Annotated in this window: 17 protein-coding genes; 7 read left to right on the forward strand and 10 right to left on the reverse strand. The window is 60.8% G+C overall.

The genetic code is table 11. The features are described 5' to 3' along the window. Window positions 1-121: 121 nt before the first annotated feature. The 5 genes from HYH08_RS11765 (at window position 122) to HYH08_RS11785 (ending at window position 8239) form a co-directional block, all read left to right on the forward strand. Window positions 122-4438 (forward strand): strawberry notch-like NTP hydrolase domain-containing protein, encoded by a 4317-nt coding sequence (locus HYH08_RS11765; protein WP_220009951.1) that lies wholly within the window; start codon window positions 122-124, stop codon window positions 4436-4438. Beyond that, entirely contained in the window at window positions 4438-5499 is a 1062-nt protein-coding gene (locus HYH08_RS11770; RefSeq protein ID WP_220009952.1) for a DUF7146 domain-containing protein, read from the forward strand. The genes HYH08_RS11765 and HYH08_RS11770 overlap by 1 nt, the downstream gene beginning before the upstream one ends. 329 nt (window positions 5500-5828) lie before the next feature. Further along, entirely contained in the window at window positions 5829-6752 is a 924-nt protein-coding gene (locus HYH08_RS11775) for a DUF2493 domain-containing protein (RefSeq protein WP_220009953.1), read from the forward strand. Then, entirely contained in the window at window positions 6749-7342 is a 594-nt protein-coding gene (locus tag HYH08_RS11780) for a hypothetical protein (RefSeq protein WP_349631417.1), read from the forward strand. Before HYH08_RS11775 ends, HYH08_RS11780 begins: the two co-directional genes overlap by 4 nt. Before the next feature lie 576 nt (window positions 7343-7918). Then, window positions 7919-8239: a DUF736 domain-containing protein gene (locus HYH08_RS11785; protein ID WP_006018714.1), complete on the forward strand. Its 321-nt coding sequence runs from the start codon at window positions 7919-7921 to the stop codon at window positions 8237-8239. Between the two features lie 272 nt (window positions 8240-8511). Here HYH08_RS11785 and HYH08_RS11790 read toward each other — a convergent pair whose 3' ends face one another. The 10 genes from HYH08_RS11790 to HYH08_RS11835 all read right to left on the reverse strand — a co-directional run bounded on the left by HYH08_RS11790 (window position 8512) and on the right by HYH08_RS11835 (window position 16783). Then, a complete protein-coding gene (locus HYH08_RS11790; RefSeq protein WP_220009954.1) occupies window positions 8512-9153 on the reverse strand; it encodes an HD domain-containing protein in 642 nt (213 codons plus the stop codon). A 182-nt stretch (window positions 9154-9335) separates the two neighbouring features. Further along, window positions 9336-10310, reverse strand: coding sequence for a GlxA family transcriptional regulator (locus HYH08_RS11795; protein ID WP_220009955.1), 975 nt, complete (start codon window positions 10308-10310; stop codon window positions 9336-9338). A 220-nt stretch (window positions 10311-10530) separates the two neighbouring features. After that, window positions 10531-10980 (reverse strand): cupin domain-containing protein, encoded by a 450-nt coding sequence (locus HYH08_RS11800; protein WP_220010131.1) that lies wholly within the window; start codon window positions 10978-10980, stop codon window positions 10531-10533. A gap of 399 nt (window positions 10981-11379) precedes the next feature. Next, complete coding sequence (locus HYH08_RS11805) at window positions 11380-12051, reverse strand: HD domain-containing protein (protein ID WP_220009956.1); 672 nt, start codon at window positions 12049-12051, stop codon at window positions 11380-11382. 75 nt (window positions 12052-12126) lie between these two features. Further along, window positions 12127-13062, reverse strand: a complete 936-nt coding sequence (locus HYH08_RS11810; protein WP_220010132.1) for an NADP-dependent oxidoreductase — start codon at window positions 13060-13062, stop codon at window positions 12127-12129. Between the two features lie 126 nt (window positions 13063-13188). Next, on the reverse strand, window positions 13189-13356 hold the full coding sequence (locus tag HYH08_RS11815) for a hypothetical protein (RefSeq protein WP_220009957.1): 168 nt from the start codon (window positions 13354-13356) through the stop codon (window positions 13189-13191). A gap of 121 nt (window positions 13357-13477) precedes the next feature. Further along, the gene (locus HYH08_RS11820) at window positions 13478-14395 is read right to left on the reverse strand and encodes an NADP-dependent oxidoreductase (protein WP_220009958.1); all 918 of its coding nucleotides are present in this window, start codon (window positions 14393-14395) and stop codon (window positions 13478-13480) included. A gap of 53 nt (window positions 14396-14448) precedes the next feature. After that, complete coding sequence (locus HYH08_RS11825; protein WP_220009959.1) at window positions 14449-14994, reverse strand: carboxymuconolactone decarboxylase family protein; 546 nt, start codon at window positions 14992-14994, stop codon at window positions 14449-14451. Between the two features lie 30 nt (window positions 14995-15024). Further along, on the reverse strand, window positions 15025-15705 hold the full coding sequence (locus HYH08_RS11830; protein ID WP_228747754.1) for a nitroreductase family protein: 681 nt from the start codon (window positions 15703-15705) through the stop codon (window positions 15025-15027). A 121-nt stretch (window positions 15706-15826) separates the two neighbouring features. Further along, complete coding sequence (locus HYH08_RS11835) at window positions 15827-16783, reverse strand: AraC family transcriptional regulator (protein WP_220009960.1); 957 nt, start codon at window positions 16781-16783, stop codon at window positions 15827-15829. 755 nt (window positions 16784-17538) lie between these two features. On the opposite strand from HYH08_RS11835, the gene HYH08_RS11840 reads away from it, so the two are divergent. Both HYH08_RS11840 and HYH08_RS11845 read left to right on the forward strand, forming a co-directional pair. Beyond that, window positions 17539-18249, forward strand: coding sequence for a TetR/AcrR family transcriptional regulator (locus tag HYH08_RS11840; RefSeq protein WP_220009961.1), 711 nt, complete (start codon window positions 17539-17541; stop codon window positions 18247-18249). A gap of 525 nt (window positions 18250-18774) precedes the next feature. Then, window positions 18775-20385 carry an ABC transporter substrate-binding protein gene (locus tag HYH08_RS11845; protein WP_220009962.1) on the forward strand — a complete coding sequence of 537 codons (1611 nt, stop codon included), beginning with the start codon at window positions 18775-18777 and terminating at the stop codon, window positions 20383-20385. The last annotated feature ends 83 nt before the right edge of the window (window positions 20386-20468 follow it).

Below are 20468 nucleotides of genomic sequence, written 5' to 3' on the forward strand. Positions count from 1 at the left end.
TCCCCCATTTTTATGGGCGAGGCTGAGAGGGAGAGCAGGGCCGGGAAGGCTTTGAGCCGTTAGGTGAAAGGAGAGCGCCTGATGGTTCGACCCGTTCCCGCTCTCCGAAGGAAATCCTGTCATGACCGAATCTCTCGCGGGCGGCGCTGCCGCCGCGCCGCTCTCGATGCGTGCCGCTGCCACTCTCACCACTGCCGCCCTCAAGGCCGCCCGACAGATCTTGACTGATCTCGAACGCGGCCGTCGCATCGATGCCGCAGTCCTGCGTGGCGCCATGGAGGCTGCCTTCGGTGCCTCGGACGCGGCCGGCGCCTGGAACTGGAAGACCGCCTATGATGTCTGCGAGGCGGCAACCGTTCTCTTCCTGCGCAAGTTCGGTCCGGCCATCCGCGCCAAGGCTGGCTCGACGGCTGCCATGCTGCCAATGCTCGCGAGAATCGCGAGCTGTCTGCCGACCCATACGCGGCGCTCCGAGGACAGCCAGGCGCTCCAGCAATTTTCGACGCCGATCCCGCTTGGGCTGGCCGCATGCACCGCAGCCGGCATTACGCCTGCCGACCGCGTTCTGGAGCCATCCGCTGGGACCGGCTTGCTCGCCATCCTTGCCGAGCTCACCGGCGGCTCTCTGATGTTGAACGAGTTGGCTGAAGGCCGCGCGGCGCTGCTAGATCAATTGTTTGCCGACGTTGAGGTCACGCGGTTCGACGCCGCGCAGATCGATGATCATCTCGACGCGAACGTTGCGCCGAGCGTGGTTCTGATGAACCCGCCGTTCTCCGCGGTAACGAATGTCGATCGACGGATGGCAGACGCCGCTTTCCGGCACATCGCTTCGGCGCTCGCGCGCCTTTGCGACGGTGGACGCCTCGTCGCCATCGTTGGCGCAGGCCTTGCGCCGGATAACCCGGCGTGGCTAGAGGCCTTTGTTCGCCTCCAGGAGCGCGGACGGGTCGTGTTCTCGGCCACGATCGACGGCGCCGTCTACGCCAAGCACGGCACTCAGACGGACACAGGGCTGCTCGTCATCGATAAGTTGCCCGCCGCCGATCCGAAGGCTTTTCCCGCCTCTCAAGGCATGGCGGGCGATGTCGCCACCTTGCTCGAGTGGGTGACGCAGCACGCGCCTCCGAGGCTACCCGTTGCCGTGCCGGTCGTGGCCGACATCGTTAGGCGCCCTGCGATGCTCCGATCGGCCGGCGCCATTGCACCAAGCCCCTCGCCGACTTCGCGGAGCGCGCCGGAAGGTGTGGAACTTGCGTACGAGACCGTCGAATGGTCGCCGCCGGAAGGCGCCCGCCTCACCGATGCGCTGTATGAGGAGTACGGATTGCAGTCGATCCGTATTCCCGGATCGTCCGCACATCCGACCAAGCTCGTGCAGTCGGCGGCGATGGCCTCCGTTGCACCACCGAGGCCCTCATACCGTCCGCACCTGCCTTCAAGTCTGGTGGCAGATGGAGTTCTGTCGGACGCCCAGATCGAGAGCGTCATTTATGCTGGCGAGGCGCATTCCGAATTTCTCGCGGGCTCCTGGACCGTCGATGCGACCTTTGACCTTGTGGCCGCCGCGCGCGACGACGCAGAAGATGCCGTCCGCTTTCGCCGCGGCTGGTTCTTGGGTGATGGGACCGGCGCGGGCAAGGGACGGCAGGTCGCCGGCATCCTGCTCGACAATTGGCTCAAGGGCCGCCGCCGTGCTGTCTGGATCAGCAAATCCGACAAGCTGATCGAAGATGCGCAGCGCGACTGGTCCGCGCTCGGCATGGAGCGACTGCTCGTTACGCTCCTGTCCCGGTTCCGCCAGGGCACACCGATCCGGCTTTCGGAAGGCATCCTTTTTTCCACCTATGCCACGCTACGCACCGACGAGCGTGGCGAGAAGCTTTCGCGTGTCAGGCAGATCGTTGAATGGTTGGGCTCCGACTTCGACGGAGTGATCGTCTTCGACGAGAGCCATGCCATGCAGAATGCGGTCGGGGGCAAGGGCGAGCGCGGTGACCAGGCGGCTTCTCAACAGGGGCGCGCAGGCCTGAGGCTCCAGCACGCCTTGCCCAATGCTCGCGTGGTTTATGTGTCGGCGACGGGCGCCACCACAGTCCACAACCTCGCTTATGCCCAACGCCTCGGCCTTTGGGGCGGTGCCGAGTTCCCATTCGCCACACGTGCCGAGTTCGTCGAGGCAATCGAGCAGGGTGGGGTCGCGGCGATGGAGGTGCTGGCGCGCGACCTCAAGGCGCTCGGCCTCTACGCCGCTCGCTCATTGTCCTATGAGGGCGTCGAGTACGAACTCGTGGAGCACCAGCTTACGCCGGAGCAGGTTCGTATCTACGACGCCTATGCCGATGCGTTCAGCATCATCCATAACAACCTCGACGCGGCGATGCGGGTCGCCAACATCACCGGCGAAACTGGAACGCTGAACGGGCAGGCAAAATCCGCGGCGCGATCCGCCTTCGAGAGCGCCAAACAGCGCTTCTTCGGTCATCTGCTGACCTCGATGAAGACGCCGTCGCTCATCCGATCGATCGACCGCGATCTCGACGCCGGCCATGCCGCCGTCATCCAGATTGTCTCAACGGGCGAAGCGCTGATGGAGCGCCGGCTCGCCGAGATCCCGACCGAAGAGTGGGGCGACGTTCAGGTCGACATTACCCCGCGCGAGTATGTGCTCGACTACCTCGCACATTCCTTTCCGGTCCAGCTCTACGAACCCTTTACCGACTCGGAGGGCAACCTCGGCTCTCGGCCTGTCTATCGCGACGGACAGCCAGTCGAGAGCCGGGAAGCTGTCGCAAGACGCGACCGTTTGATCGACAAGCTCGCCTCCTTACCACCGGTACCGGGTGCGCTGGATCAGATCGTCCAGCGTTTTGGCACCGACATGGTTGCCGAGGTCACCGGCTGCTCGCGCCGCATCGTGCGCAAGGACGATCGGTTGGTGGTCGAAAATCGAGCCGGTTCAGCCAACCTCGCGGAGACCTCGGCTTTCATGGACGACGTCAAGTGCATCCTTGTGTTCTCCGACGCGGGCGGCACGGGGAGGAGCTACCATGCCGAGCTGTCGGCTCGGAATCAGCGGTTGCGCGTGCATTACCTGCTCGAGCCCGGTTGGAAGGCCGATGCTGCGATCCAGGGCCTCGGCCGCACCAACCGGACCAATCAAGCGCAGCCACCGTTGTTTCGTCCGATTGCCACAGACGTGAAGGCCGAAAAGCGCTTTCTCAGTACCATTGCCCGCCGGCTCGACACGTTGGGAGCCATTACGCGCGGCCAACGTCAGACCGGAGGACAGGGCCTGTTCCGGCCCGAGGACAATCTCGAAAGCCAGTACGGACGTGATGCATTGCGTCAGCTCTACACGCTGCTCGCGCGCGGCAAGGTCGACGGCTGCTCGCTTGGGAGGTTCGAGGATGCGACCGGCCTGAAATTGACGGATGCCAACGGGCTCAGAGATGACCTGCCGCAGATCACGACATTCCTGAACAGGTTGTTGGCGCTCACTATCGACCTGCAGAATGTCCTGTTCACCGCCTTTGAGCAGCTCTTGACCGCTCGGATAGAGGGCGCTGTCGCGTCGAGCACCTACGACCTCGGGCTGGAAACGCTCCGTGCCGAAAGCTTTATGGTCACGGACCGGAGGACAATCTATGTCCATCCGCGCACAGGCGCCGAGACGCGGCTGCTCAGCATCGTCCAGCACCAGCGTAACCATCCTGTTGGATTGGATGACGCCCTTGCTCGTCTATCCAATCATGCTGTCTTGCTGATCAATGAGCGCTCGGGACGGGCCGCCGTGCAGGTTCCGGCCCCGAGCATCATGCTCGACGACGGCGAGATCGAGCGCCGCGTCCGCCTGATCCGCCCTATGGAGCAGCACCAGGTCCCACTGAACATGATGGCGGAAAGCCATTGGGTCGAAGCTGATCGCGAACGTTTTGCCGCGGCCTGGCTGGCGGAGCTTGCCGAGGCGCCTGAGTTCACGGAAAGCACGATCCACGTCGTTGCGGGATTGCTGCTACCCATCTGGAAGCGCCTGCCGAACGAATCGACTCGCGTCTATCGGCTTCAGACCGATACGGGCGAGCGCATCATCGGCCGCAAGGTTTCGGCCGCGTGGGTCGCAAGCGTCCTTGCGTTGGACGCGCCTGCGCTGACACCGGGCGCTGCCTTTGCCGCGTTGATGGAGGGACGAACGGTCCTCGACCTCACGGAGGAGCTCCAGCTTCGCCGCGTCCGGGTGATGGGCGCGTACCGTATCGAGCTGTCGGGTTTCAACGACACGATGCGCGATCACCTCCGGGCTTACGGTCTCTTTGGGGAGATCATTTCCTGGAAGCTCCGCATGTTTGTACCTACGGACGGGAGCGGCGTCGAGATCCTGTCGAGGGTGCTCGAAACCTATCCGGTGGTGCGCATCAGTGAGCGGGAGGTCGCCTGATGTCCCGCGATGCTTCCGAACTAGCACGCCGCCTCTCACGCGAGGCTGAGGCGGTGTGCCGACACTATCTCTCCAATGGCAGGCGGGCGGGGCGGTACTGGCTGGTCGGCGACGTCCACAACACGCCGGGCCGCTCGTTGTTTGTACGGCTGTACGAATCACCGAAGGGCGCCGCCGGCAAGTGGACCGATGCTGCAACGGGCGAACATGGTGATCTCCTCGACATCATCCGCGAAAGTATGACCTTGCGAGACTTTCGCGAGGTCGCCGAGGAAGCGAGGCGGTTTCTAAAGCTGCCTCGTTCAGAAAAGCAATTCGCTCAGAAACCCATTCGTTCAGTCGCGCCGGCCGGATCGCAGGAAGCCGCTCGTCGGCTCTTTGCGATATCAAGCCCGATTGAAGGGACATTAGCCGAGGCGTACTTGCAGCGTCGCGGAATTGCTTGCATCAACCATGGTGGCAGCCTCCGCTTCCACCCGCGCTGCTACTACCGATCGGACGAGCATTTGCCGACTGAAACCTGGCCGGCGATGATAGGCTCTGTCACGGACATCGAGGGACGGATCACCGGCGTGCATCGCACCTGGCTAGATCCATACGGCTTTGATCGCGTGCGGCTCGGCAAGGCCCCAATCGACACGCCACGACGGGCCATGGGCGACCTGCTTGGTAACGCCGTTCGCTTCGGTATGGTGGACGACGTGCTCGCTGCGGGCGAGGGGATCGAGACCATGTTGTCGCTGCGTTATGTACTGCCGACCTTGCCCATGACTGCTGCTCTCTCGGCTAATCACCTCTCAGCCATGTTGCTGCCGTCTGGCCTACGCCGACTCTATATCGCCCGTGACGCAGACGCCGCCGGAGATGCCGTACAGGCTATTCTCACCCAGCGCGCGCAAGAAGCCGGCGTTGAAGCGATCACATTGTCGCCCCGGCTGGGCGATTTCAACGAAGACCTGCACATCTTCGGTCTCGAGCCCCTGCGAGCAGCGTTGCGGCTTCAACTCGTGCCAGAGGACGTCGTCCGCTTCCTGCATTCGGCGATAGTAGCCGCAGAATAGGCCGGTGCTTCGATCGACGTTTATATGTCGGTTATAACGCGGCCATTGCCGGAAGAGGACGCGACCTCGGCCTTCTAGAGGGCGATCGGACGGCAAGCGGACCGGGCCGGCAATGGCTACGCCCGGCTATTTTCCGCCGCGCGCAGGCGATGGCAAGACACATTGGCCATCTGCCGGGCGCGCTTTGCATCGCGAAGCAAAATAGTCGGCCTCCGCCATCCTCCGCTGCCGCTTCGGCCCTTGCGGGTTCTGGCCCGCTCCGCCCGCCGTCTGAGTGATCGCCACGAAGGCCGCGATGGGCGCGGCCGATCCGGCAGAGGATCCCTCCAATGACCGACCACGACGACGTTGAACAGCTGCACGCCCCTTCTCCAACTGACCACGTCCTCACCGAACTACAGCTCTTCGGTTACCGTCCCTTCGACGATCAGCCTGACCCACGACCGCTCCCCGATGGCAAGATGATCGCTGGCGCCGTCGCCGATGTGTTCGACGCCCTGGTCGCGACGTTGAGCGACACGCGGCTCGAGCCGGACCTGGGCGATCTGCTGTGGTCGACCGTCAACTTGTTCCATCGAGCCGCCGACCGCATCGAACGGCATCTCGACGACAACGAACAGGCGCAGCAGAAGAGCCAGCGCGAGCAGAATGGCTCCGAGGTAAGATCAGTCGAGCTCGAGCGCTTGACGGCCGAAGGCATCACTTTGATCGAGCGCCGCAACTGCTTAGAATTCTTCCGCGACCAGGCCATCGAACGCTATGAAACGCACACCGGATCATTCTGGCGCCCTCGGTCGGGATCGCTGGTGAACCACCGAACGCTGACTGCCGCAATGATCGACTCCCGCGACTTCATCGCAGCCAAGCGTCGCACTGAAACCGAGGTCTTGTTGCCGCCAGGACCAAAGATCGCACTTACCGGCGGGCTCGACTTCAATGACCACCTTCTCATCTGGGACCGCCTCGACAAGGTCTACGCCAAACACTCTGACATGGTCCTGCTCCACGGCGGCTCGCCCAAAGGGGCGGAGCTTATCGCTTCCAAATGGGCGACCACTCGCAAGGTGCCACAGATCGCATTTAAGCCCGATTGGACCAAGCACGCCAAGGCGGCGCCCTTCAAGCGCAACGACGCCATGCTCGAACTCCTGCCGATCGGCGTCATGCACTTCCCGGGCACGGGAATCCAGGACAATCTCGCTGATAAGGCGAAGCGGCTCGGCATTCCCGTCTGGAGGTTCGGCGGCGCGTGAGCGCCGCCTTCTCAACTGAAGTCTTCGAGGCGAAATTGCTCACGCCGCAACTCCGCCTCCTTTCGGTCTCATATCCAGAGTTGCGCCGTGGTGGTGGTGGAAGGCGCAACTGGTACATCTATGCACATGGAGCCACCACCATGCTCGCCATTGGGCTTGTTCTCAACACACTCGGCATCGGCTTGTTCTGCTGGGCGATCTTTGCGCTCGCTGTGTATGCCTTGCCGTTTTTCGTCGCGCTGAGTATCGGGATAACGGCGCTTCAGAGCGGCGCCGGCCTCATCGGCGCGCTGGTTCTCGCAACGGCCGGCGGTGCGCTGACGCTCCTTCTCGGCCAAGTCGCCTTTGCTGTTACTCGGTCCTTGGCCTTGCGCATCGCGATCGCGACAGCATTCGCTATTCCCGCTGCCGTCGCCGGCTATCATGTGGTGTCCGCCGTGTCCCAGATCGGGGTGCCTTCGCTGGCTTGGCGTGAGGTCTTCGCTTGCTTGGGCGCGGTTTGCATTGGCGTTACGTCATGGACGCGCTTGATGGTTTTGGCGGAGACCCGCCCGTTAGAGCCGGGTGGGGTGGTGGAGAACCCGTCCTAAGCAGATGTTACGGCCGCGTGGCCCGGGGGGATGACCGTTTCCCGCCATCATCGTCGAACAGGTTCGCGTAAATCGGCGCGGTGAACGGGGGATGATCGATACCTGAGCGCGGGAGAGGCAGTCCTCCTCGGAACTCCTCGATCAAGCTGCCGGCATTCGGTCTGGCCCCACGCAGCCGCGGCAGAGCGATGTTACCCGATCCGTTCTTGAGAGACGATGCCGCCATTTGCAGGAGATTGTTTCTCTTTCCGCGCTGAATCGTTCCGACCTCTTGTTCGTCAAAACCGAGATAGCCACGCTTCTTAGAGTGGTTCAGCACGCGGACGCACGTGGCCTCGTTGATGGCTTGATCTGGCCGAAGACCGGCTTCGCCTCGATCGTCTGAGCCGCAACGCCGTTGATGCGACTTTCTTCCCCTGGGCTTCGCCCATTCCTCGCGAGGCAAGAAAGTCGCCACAACGGCGTCCTCCGCTGCGCTCCGGCCCGCGAGCGGGTGCGTCGCCGATCGTCTTCGGCCTGCAGATCGCCATCGAGGCCGCGGTGGTCGCGGGCTCGAAACACACTAGGAGAAGTGACATGGCTAACATCGGTTCTTTCAAGAAGGTCGGCAACGAGTTCCAGGGCGAGATCGTGACCCTGAGCCTGAAGGCCAAGGGCGTCCGCATCGTCGCCGAGACCAACCGATCCAACGACAACGCTCCCAGCCACCGCATCTATGTGGGTCGCGCGGAGATTGGCGCAGCTTGGTCGAAGCGTTCCGAGGAAGGCCGCGACTACCTCTCGCTCAAGCTCGACGACCCCTCGTTCAACGCGCCGATCTACGCGAACCTGTTCGATGACGAGGGCGGTGAAGGCTACACCCTGCTCTGGTCGCGGCCGCGCAAGACCGGCGAGTAAGAGCGCCCCACCAAGCCCCGTCCGGTCCGCCGGGCGGGGCTTCTTAAAAGACTTACGCACAGGGTAGCGCCATTTCGCAGCTGCCTGCTGCGAAATTGCGCTGTGTCTCTCTGAGGCCCGCTCATCGCGACAGTGCGGACCAGATTTGCCCAATGAGGGTTTTCCACATTGTGACCCTTAGCAGAACTTTCAGCGTCGCGAGATGTCCGCTTTGCGCCAGCGGCCATCGATTCCAGATCTGCACCGTCCGGCGAACCGGGAGCAACAACGTCTCAGTGCGGCCACGCTGAGCCAAGAATGATCGAGCAGAAGTTCTGACGGACATAGTTCATGTCCTTGAGCGCGAGGACGTCGGCCTTCACGTTTCCAAACGTCGTCAGCGGCTTCTTGATGATGCCGTTGGCGAAGTGATCGATGATGTTCTCCTTGAAATTTGTCTCGCGCGGATGATGGACGCAGACATGGTCGCGCTGTTCATGCGTGAAGTCGTGATAGGCGATGCCGAGCACATCCATCTCCACGCCGGCGGTCACCAGCGCGATGCTCGGGCGCATATGCTCGGGGATTCCGGGCGTCGTGTGGAGCGCGATCGCGGTCCAGACGTCCTCGATGTCACGCTCGGGCACGCCGTAGCTTTTCATGAAGTTGCGGGCGGCATTGGCGCCGTCGACCTCGAAGCGCAGATCGGGGCTCGAATATTTCTCGGTGAGGCCCATGTCGTGGAACATGGCGCCGAGGTAAAGCAGCTCCGGGTCATATTTCAGCCCACGGCGCTCGCCCGTGAGCGCGCCCCAAAGAAAGACACGGCGACTATGGTTGTAGAGCAGGTCGTCTTCGGTATCGCGCACGAGCTGCGTGGCTGCGCGCGCGATGGCGCTGTCCGGCACGCGAATGCCGGCGATGATCTCGGACATGGAGCAATCTCCTCGGCTGGATAGCGGCTGGTTGCTTGTCGGAATTAGGCAACAGAGCTCTGCTCCGGACAACGAGCGGGATGCTACGGATCAGGACAACCGCACGTCGTTTCCTGACAAAGGGCCGCTCGGAGCTTCAGGGCAGTAGGAGCCCGCAGTTTCGTCCTCGGATAGCCCGCGAACTATTCCGGTTCTGCTCGCCGGAAGCTGGCGCGATATTGGACAGGGGTCACGCCGAGACGGGTGCTGAAGACAATCCTCATCCGATCCGCAGATCCGAAGCCGCAATCGAAGGCAATGGCCTTCAGCGGTCGGTCGCTTGCTTCCAGCATCATGCGCGCGGCATCAATGCGGGCGCGCTCGATGAATTCGTGCGGTGTGGTCCCGGTCACCTGCCCGAAATGCCGAGCCAGATTCCGGGGGCTCATGCCGGCCACAGCGGCAAGCGACTCCAACGTATGGCGATCCCCAATATTGGCCATGACATGGTCCTGGATGCGTGCGATGGGCGATTTCGGATCGGCAGGTGCCGTGAGATAGGGACTGAACTGCGATTGTCCGCCCTGGCGCTGGGCAACGACAACCAGCCGCTTGGCGACCTTGAGCGCCGTTTCCGCGCCGTGCCGCTGCCCGACGAGCGCCAAGCCCAAATCTATCCCCGCAGTCACACCAGCCGCGGTGATCAACCGTCCATCGCGGACATAGATCAGATCCGGTTCGACTCTTGCCTTCGGAAACCTTGCCGCCAGCGTCTGTGCATCCTGCCAATGGGTCGTGACTCGCCGATCGTCGAGGAGGCCGGCATAGCCGAGCACAAAAGCCCCTGTGCAGATCGATCCATAGACGCTCGAGCGCCACGGCAGTTCCTTGACCCACTGAAGCAGGCAGGGTTCGGGCTCCACTTTCGGTGGCGTCGGAGTGCCGGCCACCAGAACGATGTCGAAGCCGCCCGCCGCCTCCTCGAAGGTCAGGTCGGCGACCATGCGTATGCCGTTCGACGCGCGCAGCGGATTGCGGTGAGCAGCAACCAATACCGTTTCATAGCGGTCCGCGCTGCTGAGAAACGTGTTTGCCTCGCTGAACACGTCCATCGGCCCCGCCACGTCCAGCGCCTGGACCCCCTCACAAACGACGATCGCGACGGTTTGTACCGGCACCTGCTACTACCTCTCCGCTCCGGTGCCGTATTATGCAGGTAGTCCGGACCGTGCAAAAGGCCCGGCGCGATCCGGGAGGCAACAGAACGAACATTCCTGCATCCGGGATCAAGCAGGCGCTTTGGACTTCTATTGGTCGATTTTTGCTCTCCCACCGGCCAACCCGCCCCTTGTAGCTCGAAAAAATACCGTCACTGCGATAGGCGGATTTGGCTCGCCATTATTGCGATCCCGGCGCCTTGTCTGGCGTGGTCAGGGGTTCGTCCTTGGAATTGACAACGAAGACTGCCAGTAAGCTGGCGGGCTCTTTGTCGCTCGCATTTTCACTGATCTGGTGATGTGAACCGGGCATTTCATAAAAGCTTTCGCCCGCGTGATAGATCTTCGCGGGTTCGTCGCCGACTTGACTGCGGACGGCCCCGGACAGCACATAGGCGTAGATAAAAGCTGTCGCTGCATGGTGATGAGCGAGTGATTTGGCTCCGGGAGGATAGGTCACCGTCACAGCAACCAGTCTCTTTCCTTCTACATTCGGCAGCGCGTGCGCGAAGGCGACTTTCACCTGCTCCCGGTCCTGGACCTTCGCCGGGGAGGCTCCTAGGGCGATTGCTGCTGCTATCAGCGGGACGGCGGCCGTTCGCCGTGCTTTTCTCGCTGCTTTTGCCGACATGTTTGATACGGCACCAATTCCACACGGAAATCCACTGATCGACATCATCGCACTTCCTCTTCTAACGAGTTCACGCAGCCGCTTGAAACAAGGACGCAGAGCCGAACCGATGGTCATGGTGAAGCTTCCGATGAGAAGCCATCACCGCCGCCATCACCTTCGGCCTGATGTGCTGCTGCCGCTGAGCAGCACCGACAACAGAGCTGCCGTAGCAAATTCCGCAGCTACCCAGCCGAGCTGCTCTACCGCGCCATTAGCAATGACCACAGCGCCCGGCGCGACACCCATCGCGCTGCCGAGGCAGAGCGCCCAGTATTAGCCAAAATGAGGAAGGCCAGCGATTCGGCGCTGATAGCTTGCGCGCGACCGGGAGTGAGCTCTTGGAGCACAGGACAGGTCCTAGTCATGATGGTGAAGCTTGTGCGGGAAATCCGGGAATGGCGAAGCAGCAATCAGGTCGCAGGCGTTGGGGCTCTTGAACCCCGGGATGAAACGTTCGCAGACGGCGGCGTTGACGGTGCCATACGTGGTCGCTGGCTTGTGCGCAAAACCGGCAAAGTACTCCTGAATGAAGCCTTCTTTGAAATTTGTGCGAGGGTACTTGGCGACGATTTCCTCGCGGAGTTCTGCAGGAAATTGCTCGTACCCCACTCCAATGACATCGAGAAGAACACCGGAATTGAGGAGCGCTACTTCAGGACCCATGTACTTCGGGATCCCGGGGGGGGTGTGCAGCGCGATTGCTTCCCAGACGGTCTGCACCTGATCGTCAGCGATGTTGTGGGTACTAAGAAACTGCCTCGCGGCATTTGCGCCATCGACCTCGAAGCGCTCGTCTGGGCTCGAGAACTTCTTGATCAGGCCGAGATCGTGAAATGCGGCGGCGACGTACAGAAGCTCACGGTCGAAGTGCAGATTCCTCAGACGCCCCTGCTCAGTCGCGAACAAGTAGACGCGGATCGAGTGATTAAAGAGCAGATCGGTGGAATGTTCGCGCAGGATGTCCGTCGCCTCTTTCGCGAGTAGGGAATCGGGAATGACGAGAGCATGGGCGAGAGTTGGGGTTGTCATCGTTGCGTCCTTTCAAGAGTTACTGTTGGGTTTGGCTGCGCATTACGCGCGAGCGCAACTGCGAAATTACGCTGATCAACTCACTCCGACGTCGAGCACGATCTTTCCTTTCGGCTGAGGCCGTACGCGTTCCAGCATCAAATGAGCTTCGCGCGCATCCGCGAGGGGTAAGACTGCCCCCACGTTTGTTCGCAGCTTTCCGTCATCGATCAAGCGACCGATCTTCGTCAGATATTGGCTCGTGACGTTGACCAAAAAGAAGGCGGCTTCAACACCGTAGCGCTTTGCAATATCCTGATCCGGGCGGGACACTGCCGAGATCAGCTTGCCGCCGCGACGAAGGACCTGGAATGAGCGGTCTTGAGTTTCGCCGCCGACCAGATCAATAACAGCGTCCACGTCCTTTACTTTTTTCTCAAAGCGCTGGGTTCGGTAATCAATCACGGTGTTTGCGCCGAGGTCACGCACGGCGGAAATATCGGCCGTCGATATGGTCGCGACGGTTTGCACGCCCGCGTGACGGGCCAGTTGAACCGCATAGGATCCCACGTTACCGGCCGCTCCCTGAATGAGCACGGTTTGAGCTGCTTTGAGTTGGGCGTGATCAAATAATGCCTGCCATGCGGTGACGGCAACGACAGGAACGGAGGCGGCTTCAACGTGGGTTAGCGAGGTTGGCTTAGTCGAAACCATTCCTGCGGATGCAACAGCGTATTCGGCGTAAGCCCCGACAAACTGCGGGTTCGTAACACCGTACACCTGATCTCCCACAGCTAACTCGGGAACGTCAGGGCCCATGGCGACGATTTCGCCGGAGAGATCCGAGCCCAGAGTCAGGGGAAGCGGTTGCGGCAAAGCGCTCTTGCCAGCCCTGATCCAGCCGTCCCATGGTCCAACTCCAGCGGCTTTGACTTTGACCAGGACCTCGCCAGGGCCGGGCTCGGGCCGTGGAACGCGCTCGAACTTCATGATCTCTGGTGGCCCGAACTCGCGAACGCGCCAGGCCATCATTGTTGAAAGAGCTTGCTCTTCGCTGGCGTCAGGAATGAAGCTGCGCGTATCCATTTGAGGCTCCTTGAACTTAGCTCGTCATAATCGCCGTTTACCTTATGGAGACTTCTCGGCTCCATTCCTTTGCTACCAAATCAAAGCAGCCAAGCTCACGTTCGCCATCGCGACATTCGCGACGGCTTCATCACGTCGCTTCCAGGCGCTTTTCGGGTTGCGGACTTCTTTGACTATGTTCGCTTCGGGAAAGTGCCAGGGGTCCCATGGATCGTCTCCAGGCGTGACGGCCTTGTCCATATGTGGCCACCGAGCTCTGGTTTACGCAACGAACCCGATCCTACGGATCAGGACACCCGCACGTCGTTTCCTGACAAGACAACCTCGCTCGAAGAGCGGAGCCCTCTCTCTGCCCAGGCTCTTATGAGCGGACCTGAATGATCGGCTTGCCCTGGCGTCGCTGAGCCGAGTTGAAGGTGACGATAGCATCGTCGAGGGAGGAGACCTTTCCGATGTTTGTCCGCAGTCTTCCGTCCCGCACCCTCTGGACGATCTCGCTCAATTGGCCACGATCGGCCTCGACGACGAAGTCGATGGCCAAACCGTCCACCGGCCGAGCCTCCGCCGGGCCGACGACACTCACCAGCGTGCCTCCGGCCCTGACAAGGTCTGCAGACTGCTTCTGGATGTCGCCGCCGATGACGTCAAATGCGAGATCGACCCCACCGACGTCTTTGAGCGCATCGTTCTCCAGGTCGACGAATTCGTTCGCGCCGAAGTCGAGCGCTTTTTGCCGGTCGGCCGCACGTCCTGTTCCGATGACATAGGCACCAGCCTCTCGTGCGAGTTGAACCACGATGGAACCGACTGCGCCGGCCGCGCCATGCGCAAGCACGCTCTGACCCGCCTGAAGACGGCCGTGCTGGAAAAGCCCTTGCCACGCTGTCAGACCCGAGATCGGCAGACTCGCGCCCACCTTGAAATCGACGTCACCCGGCAATGGCGCGAGATTGCGCGCCTCGATGGCAATATATTCAGCGAGGGTGCCATCGCGATACCAGTCGGCAAGGCCGAATACGCGCTGCCCCACCGACAGTCCCGTCGTGCCGTAGCCAAGAGCGGTGACTATGCCCGCGAATTCGTGCCCAGGGATCGACGGAGCTCTGTTGTGCTCGCGACGATCGGTCCACGTCGAGGGCCACTCGAGTTCCGTCGGAACGAATCCCGATGCGTGAACCTCTACGATGACGTCGTTGATCGCTGGTTGAGGTTCGGGCCGTTTCACCAGCTTCATCCCGGCAAACCCGGCAGCCTGGTCCGTCACAACAATCGCTTTCATCTTCTGCTCCTGTATGTGTGGTGTTTTTCAGATTCCGAACTTCCCGACCGTGCTCAGAGCGAACCGGCCGGTACCACCGCGGGGAAGTCCTTGTCGGGATGGAACACGTTGTTGAAGAAGTTCGTAAGCGAGTACATGGCCACAAGCGCGACGATCTCCATGATGTTCGCATCTGTGTAGCCCGCATCGCGGACGGCTTGCAGATCGGAGTCCGTGACATGGCCACGGCTCTCGATGATCTTGCGTGCAAACTGAACGGCGGCATCCCGCTTTGGATCCTTGGCGTGCCCCTTTCGGGCGAGAACAATGTCCTCGGCCGGCAGCTTGGCCATGCGCTCCGCCGTGAAGCTGTGCACCGTCAGGCAGTAGTCGCAGCCGTTCACTTCGGAGACCGCAAGGCCGATGCTGTCGCGGGTCTTGACGTCGAGCGCCTTGCTCAAGGAGCCGAGCAGAGCGGCCCATGCGTTGAACGCGATCGGGCTTTGCGCGAAGGTCGCCATCATGTTTGGCGTGAACCCGATGTTCTCAGTGAACCTGTCGAGGGTCGGTTTCGAAGCAGCCGGAACGTGTTCCGGCTTCAGAGCAGCAGCTCTGGCCATGATATTCTCCTTGAATGGCTTCGGGGTTGGTTATGCGAAGTGCAGCACATCGGCCACGGGCAGGCGCGGCTTCTGCGGCCAGTTGCCGGGCCGCTCCGGCCCGACGGTCAACAGCATGACCGGGATTTCGTCTTCGGCCAGGCTGAACTCTCTGTGCACGCCCTCCGCATCGAAGCCGATCATCGGTGTCGACCCCAGGCCTAGCGAGCGGGCTGCATAGACAATAGCTGCGGCGCCGAAGGTAGCGGAGCGCACGGCCTCGTCGCGCTGGCGCTGCGGATGATCGTCGTACAGACCGCGCGCGGGCCCCTCCCATTCCGGCACCACATGTGCCGGCATGATTCCGGCTTGCACGACCGGGGCCAGGCGCTCAGGAACGGTGCTGGCATCAGCCAATTGGCCGATGATAATGAAGGTAACGGCTGCTTCGGTGATTGCGGGCTGATTCCAGGCGATCGGAAGCAGCCGCGCCTTCGCTTCGCTTGAGCGCACGGCGATGAAGCGCCAGTTCTGCAGATGGAAGGATGTCGGCGCTGAAGTACCGATCCGCACCAGATCACGGATCTGATCATCACTCAGGGTGGCGGTCGAGTCATAGTACTTCGCAGCACTGCGGCTCAGAATGGTTTCGATCACGGCGTTCGTCGGCAGCGGCCCCGCGAGCCAGCGGGAGGTTTCGCGATCGGCAGCAGTTGTAGCGGTGTCGTGCATTGGGTAACTCCCTCATCAAGTGGATAACGGAGCCCCAATCTACTAATGGAGTTGATGATTTCGAGCCTCTATTGGCTCAAAATAATGCTCAAAAGGATCATTATGGCGGGTCCTCTATAGCCTACTCGCCGCTCTGCGCCAGTCGGCGCCATTCCCCTGGCGTCATCCCCATTCTCTCCGCAAACACACGCCGGAATGCCGAAACGGATTGATAGCCGACCATCTCAGCCACAGCTTCCGTGCTGATCGTTGGCTTCTTAAGCTCGTTGGCGGCCATGCTCATGCGAAGATCGGTCAACAGGTCGAGGGCGGAGCGGCCTAACTTGTCCTGAAACTGGCGCATGAATGTCGCGCGTGACATGCCGCATAGATCGGCCAAATCGGGAAGCTTCCAGGGTCGCGCCGGATCCGCGAACATCGCCGCAATGGCGGCTGCCAATCTCGGATTGCCGGCAAGGGCCAACAAGCCTTCGGTGGATTTGCCGGCTCCGCTCGCGGCGCGGAGAACCAGAGTGAACAGGACCGAAGAAAGCGCGTTCAGAATGGCGCGTCCTCCCGCTCTGTCCCCTGCAGACTCCATTCGCATCAGGGCGACCAGTCCGGAAAGTTGACTCGATGCCGACTCGACGTCCTTTTCTCTATGGTTCTCCATAGCCCGCACGACCAGATTTGCCGGCAGGTAGTTGCGGATCAATCGATCATGGGGCGGCACGACGAAAAACCGTCCGCACAGCAGGTCGAGTTGCTCACCCGGTCCATCGTTCTCGCTCAACATCCATCCGGCTGAGCCCCTGCTTTGGCGCGTGCTGATCGGCGTTTCGCCGCTCCCGTCGTGCAGCATGTGCGACGAACCGTGAGGAAGCAGCACGATATCCCCGCTCCCAAGCTCCTGCACCGTTCTCGAATCCGGCTCCTCGAAAATGGCACGGCCCTTGACGATGACATGGTAGGGGATCTCGTTCGCCGCCGCCTTGGGCCAGATAACACGCCATGGTGCGCCGTAGGCGCAGCGGACCTCGAGCTGGCCGGTAACGGTGATGATTTGCAGGAGGTGACTCAACCAGTCGACTTGAAACATAAGACCTCGCGGACGTGAATCGCCGACGTAGCATATCAATATAGCGACGACTTCGACGAAACGCCTGGCGTTCCGTCCTCATTGATCGCGGCGATGAAGGCCGGAACGCCCACTTGCTGATTGCCTCCACATCGGCGGTGAGTTCAGTCAGCATCAATGCTCACTTGAATTGGGTGCTCGGGACTCGCGCAGAAGGTCCTGCGCCGTATTGCATGACGACCAGATTTTATCTCAACAGCAGCTTCCCCCGATGTTCAAAGCGCTGCTTGAACTCGCCTATCGGCAGACCTTGGACGGCCTCGATCTGGCTGACAGCGGATATCCGTTTGCCGGATGGTGCCGATGCGAGTGATGGATATTTGCGGGCGCGGCACCAAAAAGTGGAAGTCGGCTCATCGCCCGGGCCTGACCCTAGCTCAAAGGGCCTAGAGGTCTGCTTCCGGTAGGTGACCTGAACTGGGCGATGTGAGCGGGCCAAGGCAGCTTTTGACCCAGAACGGACGTTCCGAAGGCTGCAAGCGCGGTCTGCTACTCAGCACTAAGCAGACCTCCCTCGACTGTCCGAGCTGATAAACTTTCATACGAGAACTTATCAGTTCGGGATAAACCATGAGCAGAGATTTTCGTCACGAGGGGCCAAAGCGCGCGGCGAGTTCTCCCTTGATTGACGCAGGAGAATTTTTTGTTGGTGGAGGCTTCGCACCATTCAAATTCGTGTTTAAAATACTAATAAGAGATCCCCGAGCCCGAAAAGAATGTCGGTTAGCCGCCCTCAGCGTGACAGAGAGATAAAGGACCGGATTGCCGCGGCGGCCGAACACGTGTTCGCCGATATGGGGATCGAAAGAGCAACCTTGCGCGACATCACTGCGCGGGCGAAGGTAAACGTCGCTGCGGTCAGCTACTATTTCGGCTCAAAATCGGAACTCGTACACTTGGTGTTCGATCGACTTTCGACGCGGCTGAATGAGAAGAGAATTCGCGATCTCGATGACTGCCTGGCAGCTGCGAAGATGGTGGGGCAACGGCCGAAGCTCCGATCGATTCTCGACATCTTCATACGGCCATATCTCGACGGAAAGAGTGGGCGGTTGTTCGCCCGGATGATTCTGCAACATCGGCTGGCCCCGTCCGACGTGACGCAAGCTATCGTCGCCGCTCATTTCGACCCGATGGCTCGTCGCTTCATCCGCGCAATTGCGGATGCTTGTCCGGATCTAAATGCCAAAGTCTTCTTTTGGCGCTATGTTTTCATGATCGGATCGGTGGTTTACGCTGTCGCCGACACGAGCGTTCTCGAGCGAACTGCGTCGTTATCTGATGGTCAGGTCCAGGCCCAAAGCGCGGGAGAAATCGCCAGCGCCCTGCTGGATTTCCTTGAAGCCGGCATGACGAGTCAACCGCATGACGGAGCTCGGTTTCCTGGACCGCCGTCGAAGGCGCGGAAACCATCTCGCCGAGGATAGGGCGCGGGCTCATTAAGGCGAAAGGGGGCATCATGGCCATGGTCATCAGGCGACATCGCCCCAACCTTCAGACGAGGCAGCAGTTTGTCGGCAAGTCGAACGTCGCGCGCCTCACCAGCGCTTAGCGCCGGTCGATTCGGTGATCAAGACAGCTCGCCTGGGCTGTCGCATCTCGAATGCTTGCTTCTGACCGCGGGCTGAACCGCGGAGGCTTATGGCCAGCGGTGATGTTTACCGCGTTATCCCGCCATCATCATCGTAGTGCCGCGGATTTGCTGCGCGGACTATCGGCGTAAGCAGATGAAGAAGGACGATCTCGAAAGAATTTCGGACGACTGAACATAGCGGCTCCGAAAATCGACGCTAACATTGAAGAGCCTCGGTGGGGCAGTCGAGCGAAGTCCCGATATCGTTTGGATCACGTGCAAGACCTCTGTCTTGCGCCCGAGCGTAAGCGCGCGGCTTCGAATAACAAGGCCGTCCTGCCCCGTACAAGGCGAGGTTTATGAGATCCAAGAGCGTTGCATGATTAAGCCCCACAGACCGATAACTGCATTCCTGTTGGTCCTCATGCTGTCGACCATAGCGCAATTCAGCCCGATCGATTCGGCAGCCTTTGCAACCGAGAAAGTCATAAGGGCGGTCATGCACTCGGATCTTCGTGTTCTCGATCCGCTGTTCACCACGGCCTATATCACGCGTGACCATGGCTACATGGTCTATGACACGCTCCTCGCGACCGATTCGAATTTTCAGATCCAGCCGCAGATGGCTGATTGGACGGTGTCCGATGATCGGTTGACCTATACGTTTAGGTTGCGCGACGGCCTCAAATGGCATGACGGAGGCCCGGTGACGGCGGAGGACTGCATAGCTTCGCTTAACCGCTGGGCTCGCTCGGATGCAATGGGGCAGAAATTGATGGAGTACACGGCAAGCCTCGAGGCTGCCGACGCCCGAACGATCATATTGAAACTGAAGCAGCCATACGGCTTGGTGTTGGAATCCATCGGAAAGCCCTCGTCCTTCACGCCGTTCATGATGCCTAAGCGTTTAGCGGAAACGCCTGCCGGTCAGCAGATGGCAGAGCAAGTCGGCTCGGGACCGTTCAAATTCGTGCAGTCGGAATTTCAGCCTGGCGTCAAAGCGGTGTACGTCAAGAACGATGATTACGTGCCGCGGAAAGAAGCGCCAAGCTGGACCGCAGGCGGCAAAGTGGTGAAGGTCGACCGCGTTGAGTGGCTGACGATGCCGGACGCGCAGACTGCGGTGAACGCGCTGCAATCTGGGGAGATCGACGTGTTAGAGGTTCCCCCTTTAGACCTGCTGCCAATGCTCGAGAGCAATCCGGAGTTAACCCAAGGGGTCCTCAACAAGTCCGGCCTGCAAGCGCAGATGAGGATGAATTTTCTAATACCCCCATTTGATAACGTCAAAGTTCGCCGGGCTGCGCTCCTGGCATTGAACCAAAAGGATGTCCTCGACGCCGTAGTGGGAAATCCTGATTACTATAGAATTTGCGGGGCCGTGTTTGGCTGCGGGACGCCGCTTGAGACCGATGCTGGTGCCGAGAGCTTGGTCAAGGGTAACGGCATGGCGGAGGCCAAGAAACAGCTCGCGGCGTCGGGGTACGACGGCACCCCAATCGTGATGTTGGCGGCAAGCGACAATTTATCCGTGAGAAGCCAGCCTCTCGTCGTATCGCAATTGCTCCGTGAGGCCGGGTTCAAGGTAGATGTTCAGACGTGCGATTGGCAGACCGTTGTGATGCGGCGCGCGAGCCAGAAGCCTCTGAAGGAGGGTGGTTGGAACATCTTTTTCACCAACTGGGTCGTCAGTGATCTGGTCAATCCGGTCATCAATGCTTCCATCGCTGGTCGGGGAACGAAAGGTGGGTGGTTCGGCTGGCCCACAGACCCCGAAATGGAGCGGCTTCGCGATGCCTTCGCTCGCGCGACCTCGCCGGAGGAGCAGAGAAGGATTGCGGTCGAGGTGCAGAGGGAAAATTTCGATCAGGTCATTGCCATTCCGCTCGGGCAATTCGCCTTACCCAGCGCATGGCGAAAGTCGATCACCGGACTGCTTGACGGACCTACCGCTCCAACTTTCTGGAACGTCAGTACGGGCGAACGATAGTCAATCCTCGTCTTCAAGCAGTCAAAACGGATCGTAGTGGGCGCGGCATTCGCGGGTCCGTTGCAGCAGTAAATGGAGAGTAC

Origin of the sequence: Bradyrhizobium sp. BR 10289 (assembly GCF_019455385.1) — a bacterium.
GTDB lineage: Bacteria > Pseudomonadota > Alphaproteobacteria > Rhizobiales > Xanthobacteraceae > Bradyrhizobium.

Coding starts and splice junctions, on each gene's coding strand:
- HYH08_RS11765 (WP_220009951.1), top strand. CDS start 122: ATGACCGAATCTCTCGCGGGCGGCGCTGCCGCCGCGCCGCTCTCGATG.
- HYH08_RS11770 (WP_220009952.1), top strand. CDS start 4,438: ATGTCCCGCGATGCTTCCGAACTAGCACGCCGCCTCTCACGCGAGGCT.
- HYH08_RS11775 (WP_220009953.1), top strand. CDS start 5,829: ATGACCGACCACGACGACGTTGAACAGCTGCACGCCCCTTCTCCAACT.
- HYH08_RS11785 (WP_006018714.1), top strand. CDS start 7,919: ATGGCTAACATCGGTTCTTTCAAGAAGGTCGGCAACGAGTTCCAGGGC.
- HYH08_RS11790 (WP_220009954.1), bottom strand. CDS start 9,153: ATGTCCGAGATCATCGCCGGCATTCGCGTGCCGGACAGCGCCATCGCG.
- HYH08_RS11800 (WP_220010131.1), bottom strand. CDS start 10,980: ATGTCGGCAAAAGCAGCGAGAAAAGCACGGCGAACGGCCGCCGTCCCG.
- HYH08_RS11805 (WP_220009956.1), bottom strand. CDS start 12,051: ATGACAACCCCAACTCTCGCCCATGCTCTCGTCATTCCCGATTCCCTA.
- HYH08_RS11810 (WP_220010132.1), bottom strand. CDS start 13,062: ATGATGGCCTGGCGCGTTCGCGAGTTCGGGCCACCAGAGATCATGAAG.
- HYH08_RS11815 (WP_220009957.1), bottom strand. CDS start 13,356: ATGGACAAGGCCGTCACGCCTGGAGACGATCCATGGGACCCCTGGCAC.
- HYH08_RS11820 (WP_220009958.1), bottom strand. CDS start 14,395: ATGAAAGCGATTGTTGTGACGGACCAGGCTGCCGGGTTTGCCGGGATG.
- HYH08_RS11825 (WP_220009959.1), bottom strand. CDS start 14,994: ATGGCCAGAGCTGCTGCTCTGAAGCCGGAACACGTTCCGGCTGCTTCG.
- HYH08_RS11830 (WP_228747754.1), bottom strand. CDS start 15,705: ATGCACGACACCGCTACAACTGCTGCCGATCGCGAAACCTCCCGCTGG.
- HYH08_RS11835 (WP_220009960.1), bottom strand. CDS start 16,783: ATGTTTCAAGTCGACTGGTTGAGTCACCTCCTGCAAATCATCACCGTT.
- HYH08_RS11840 (WP_220009961.1), top strand. CDS start 17,539: ATGTCGGTTAGCCGCCCTCAGCGTGACAGAGAGATAAAGGACCGGATT.
- HYH08_RS11845 (WP_220009962.1), top strand. CDS start 18,775: ATGATTAAGCCCCACAGACCGATAACTGCATTCCTGTTGGTCCTCATG.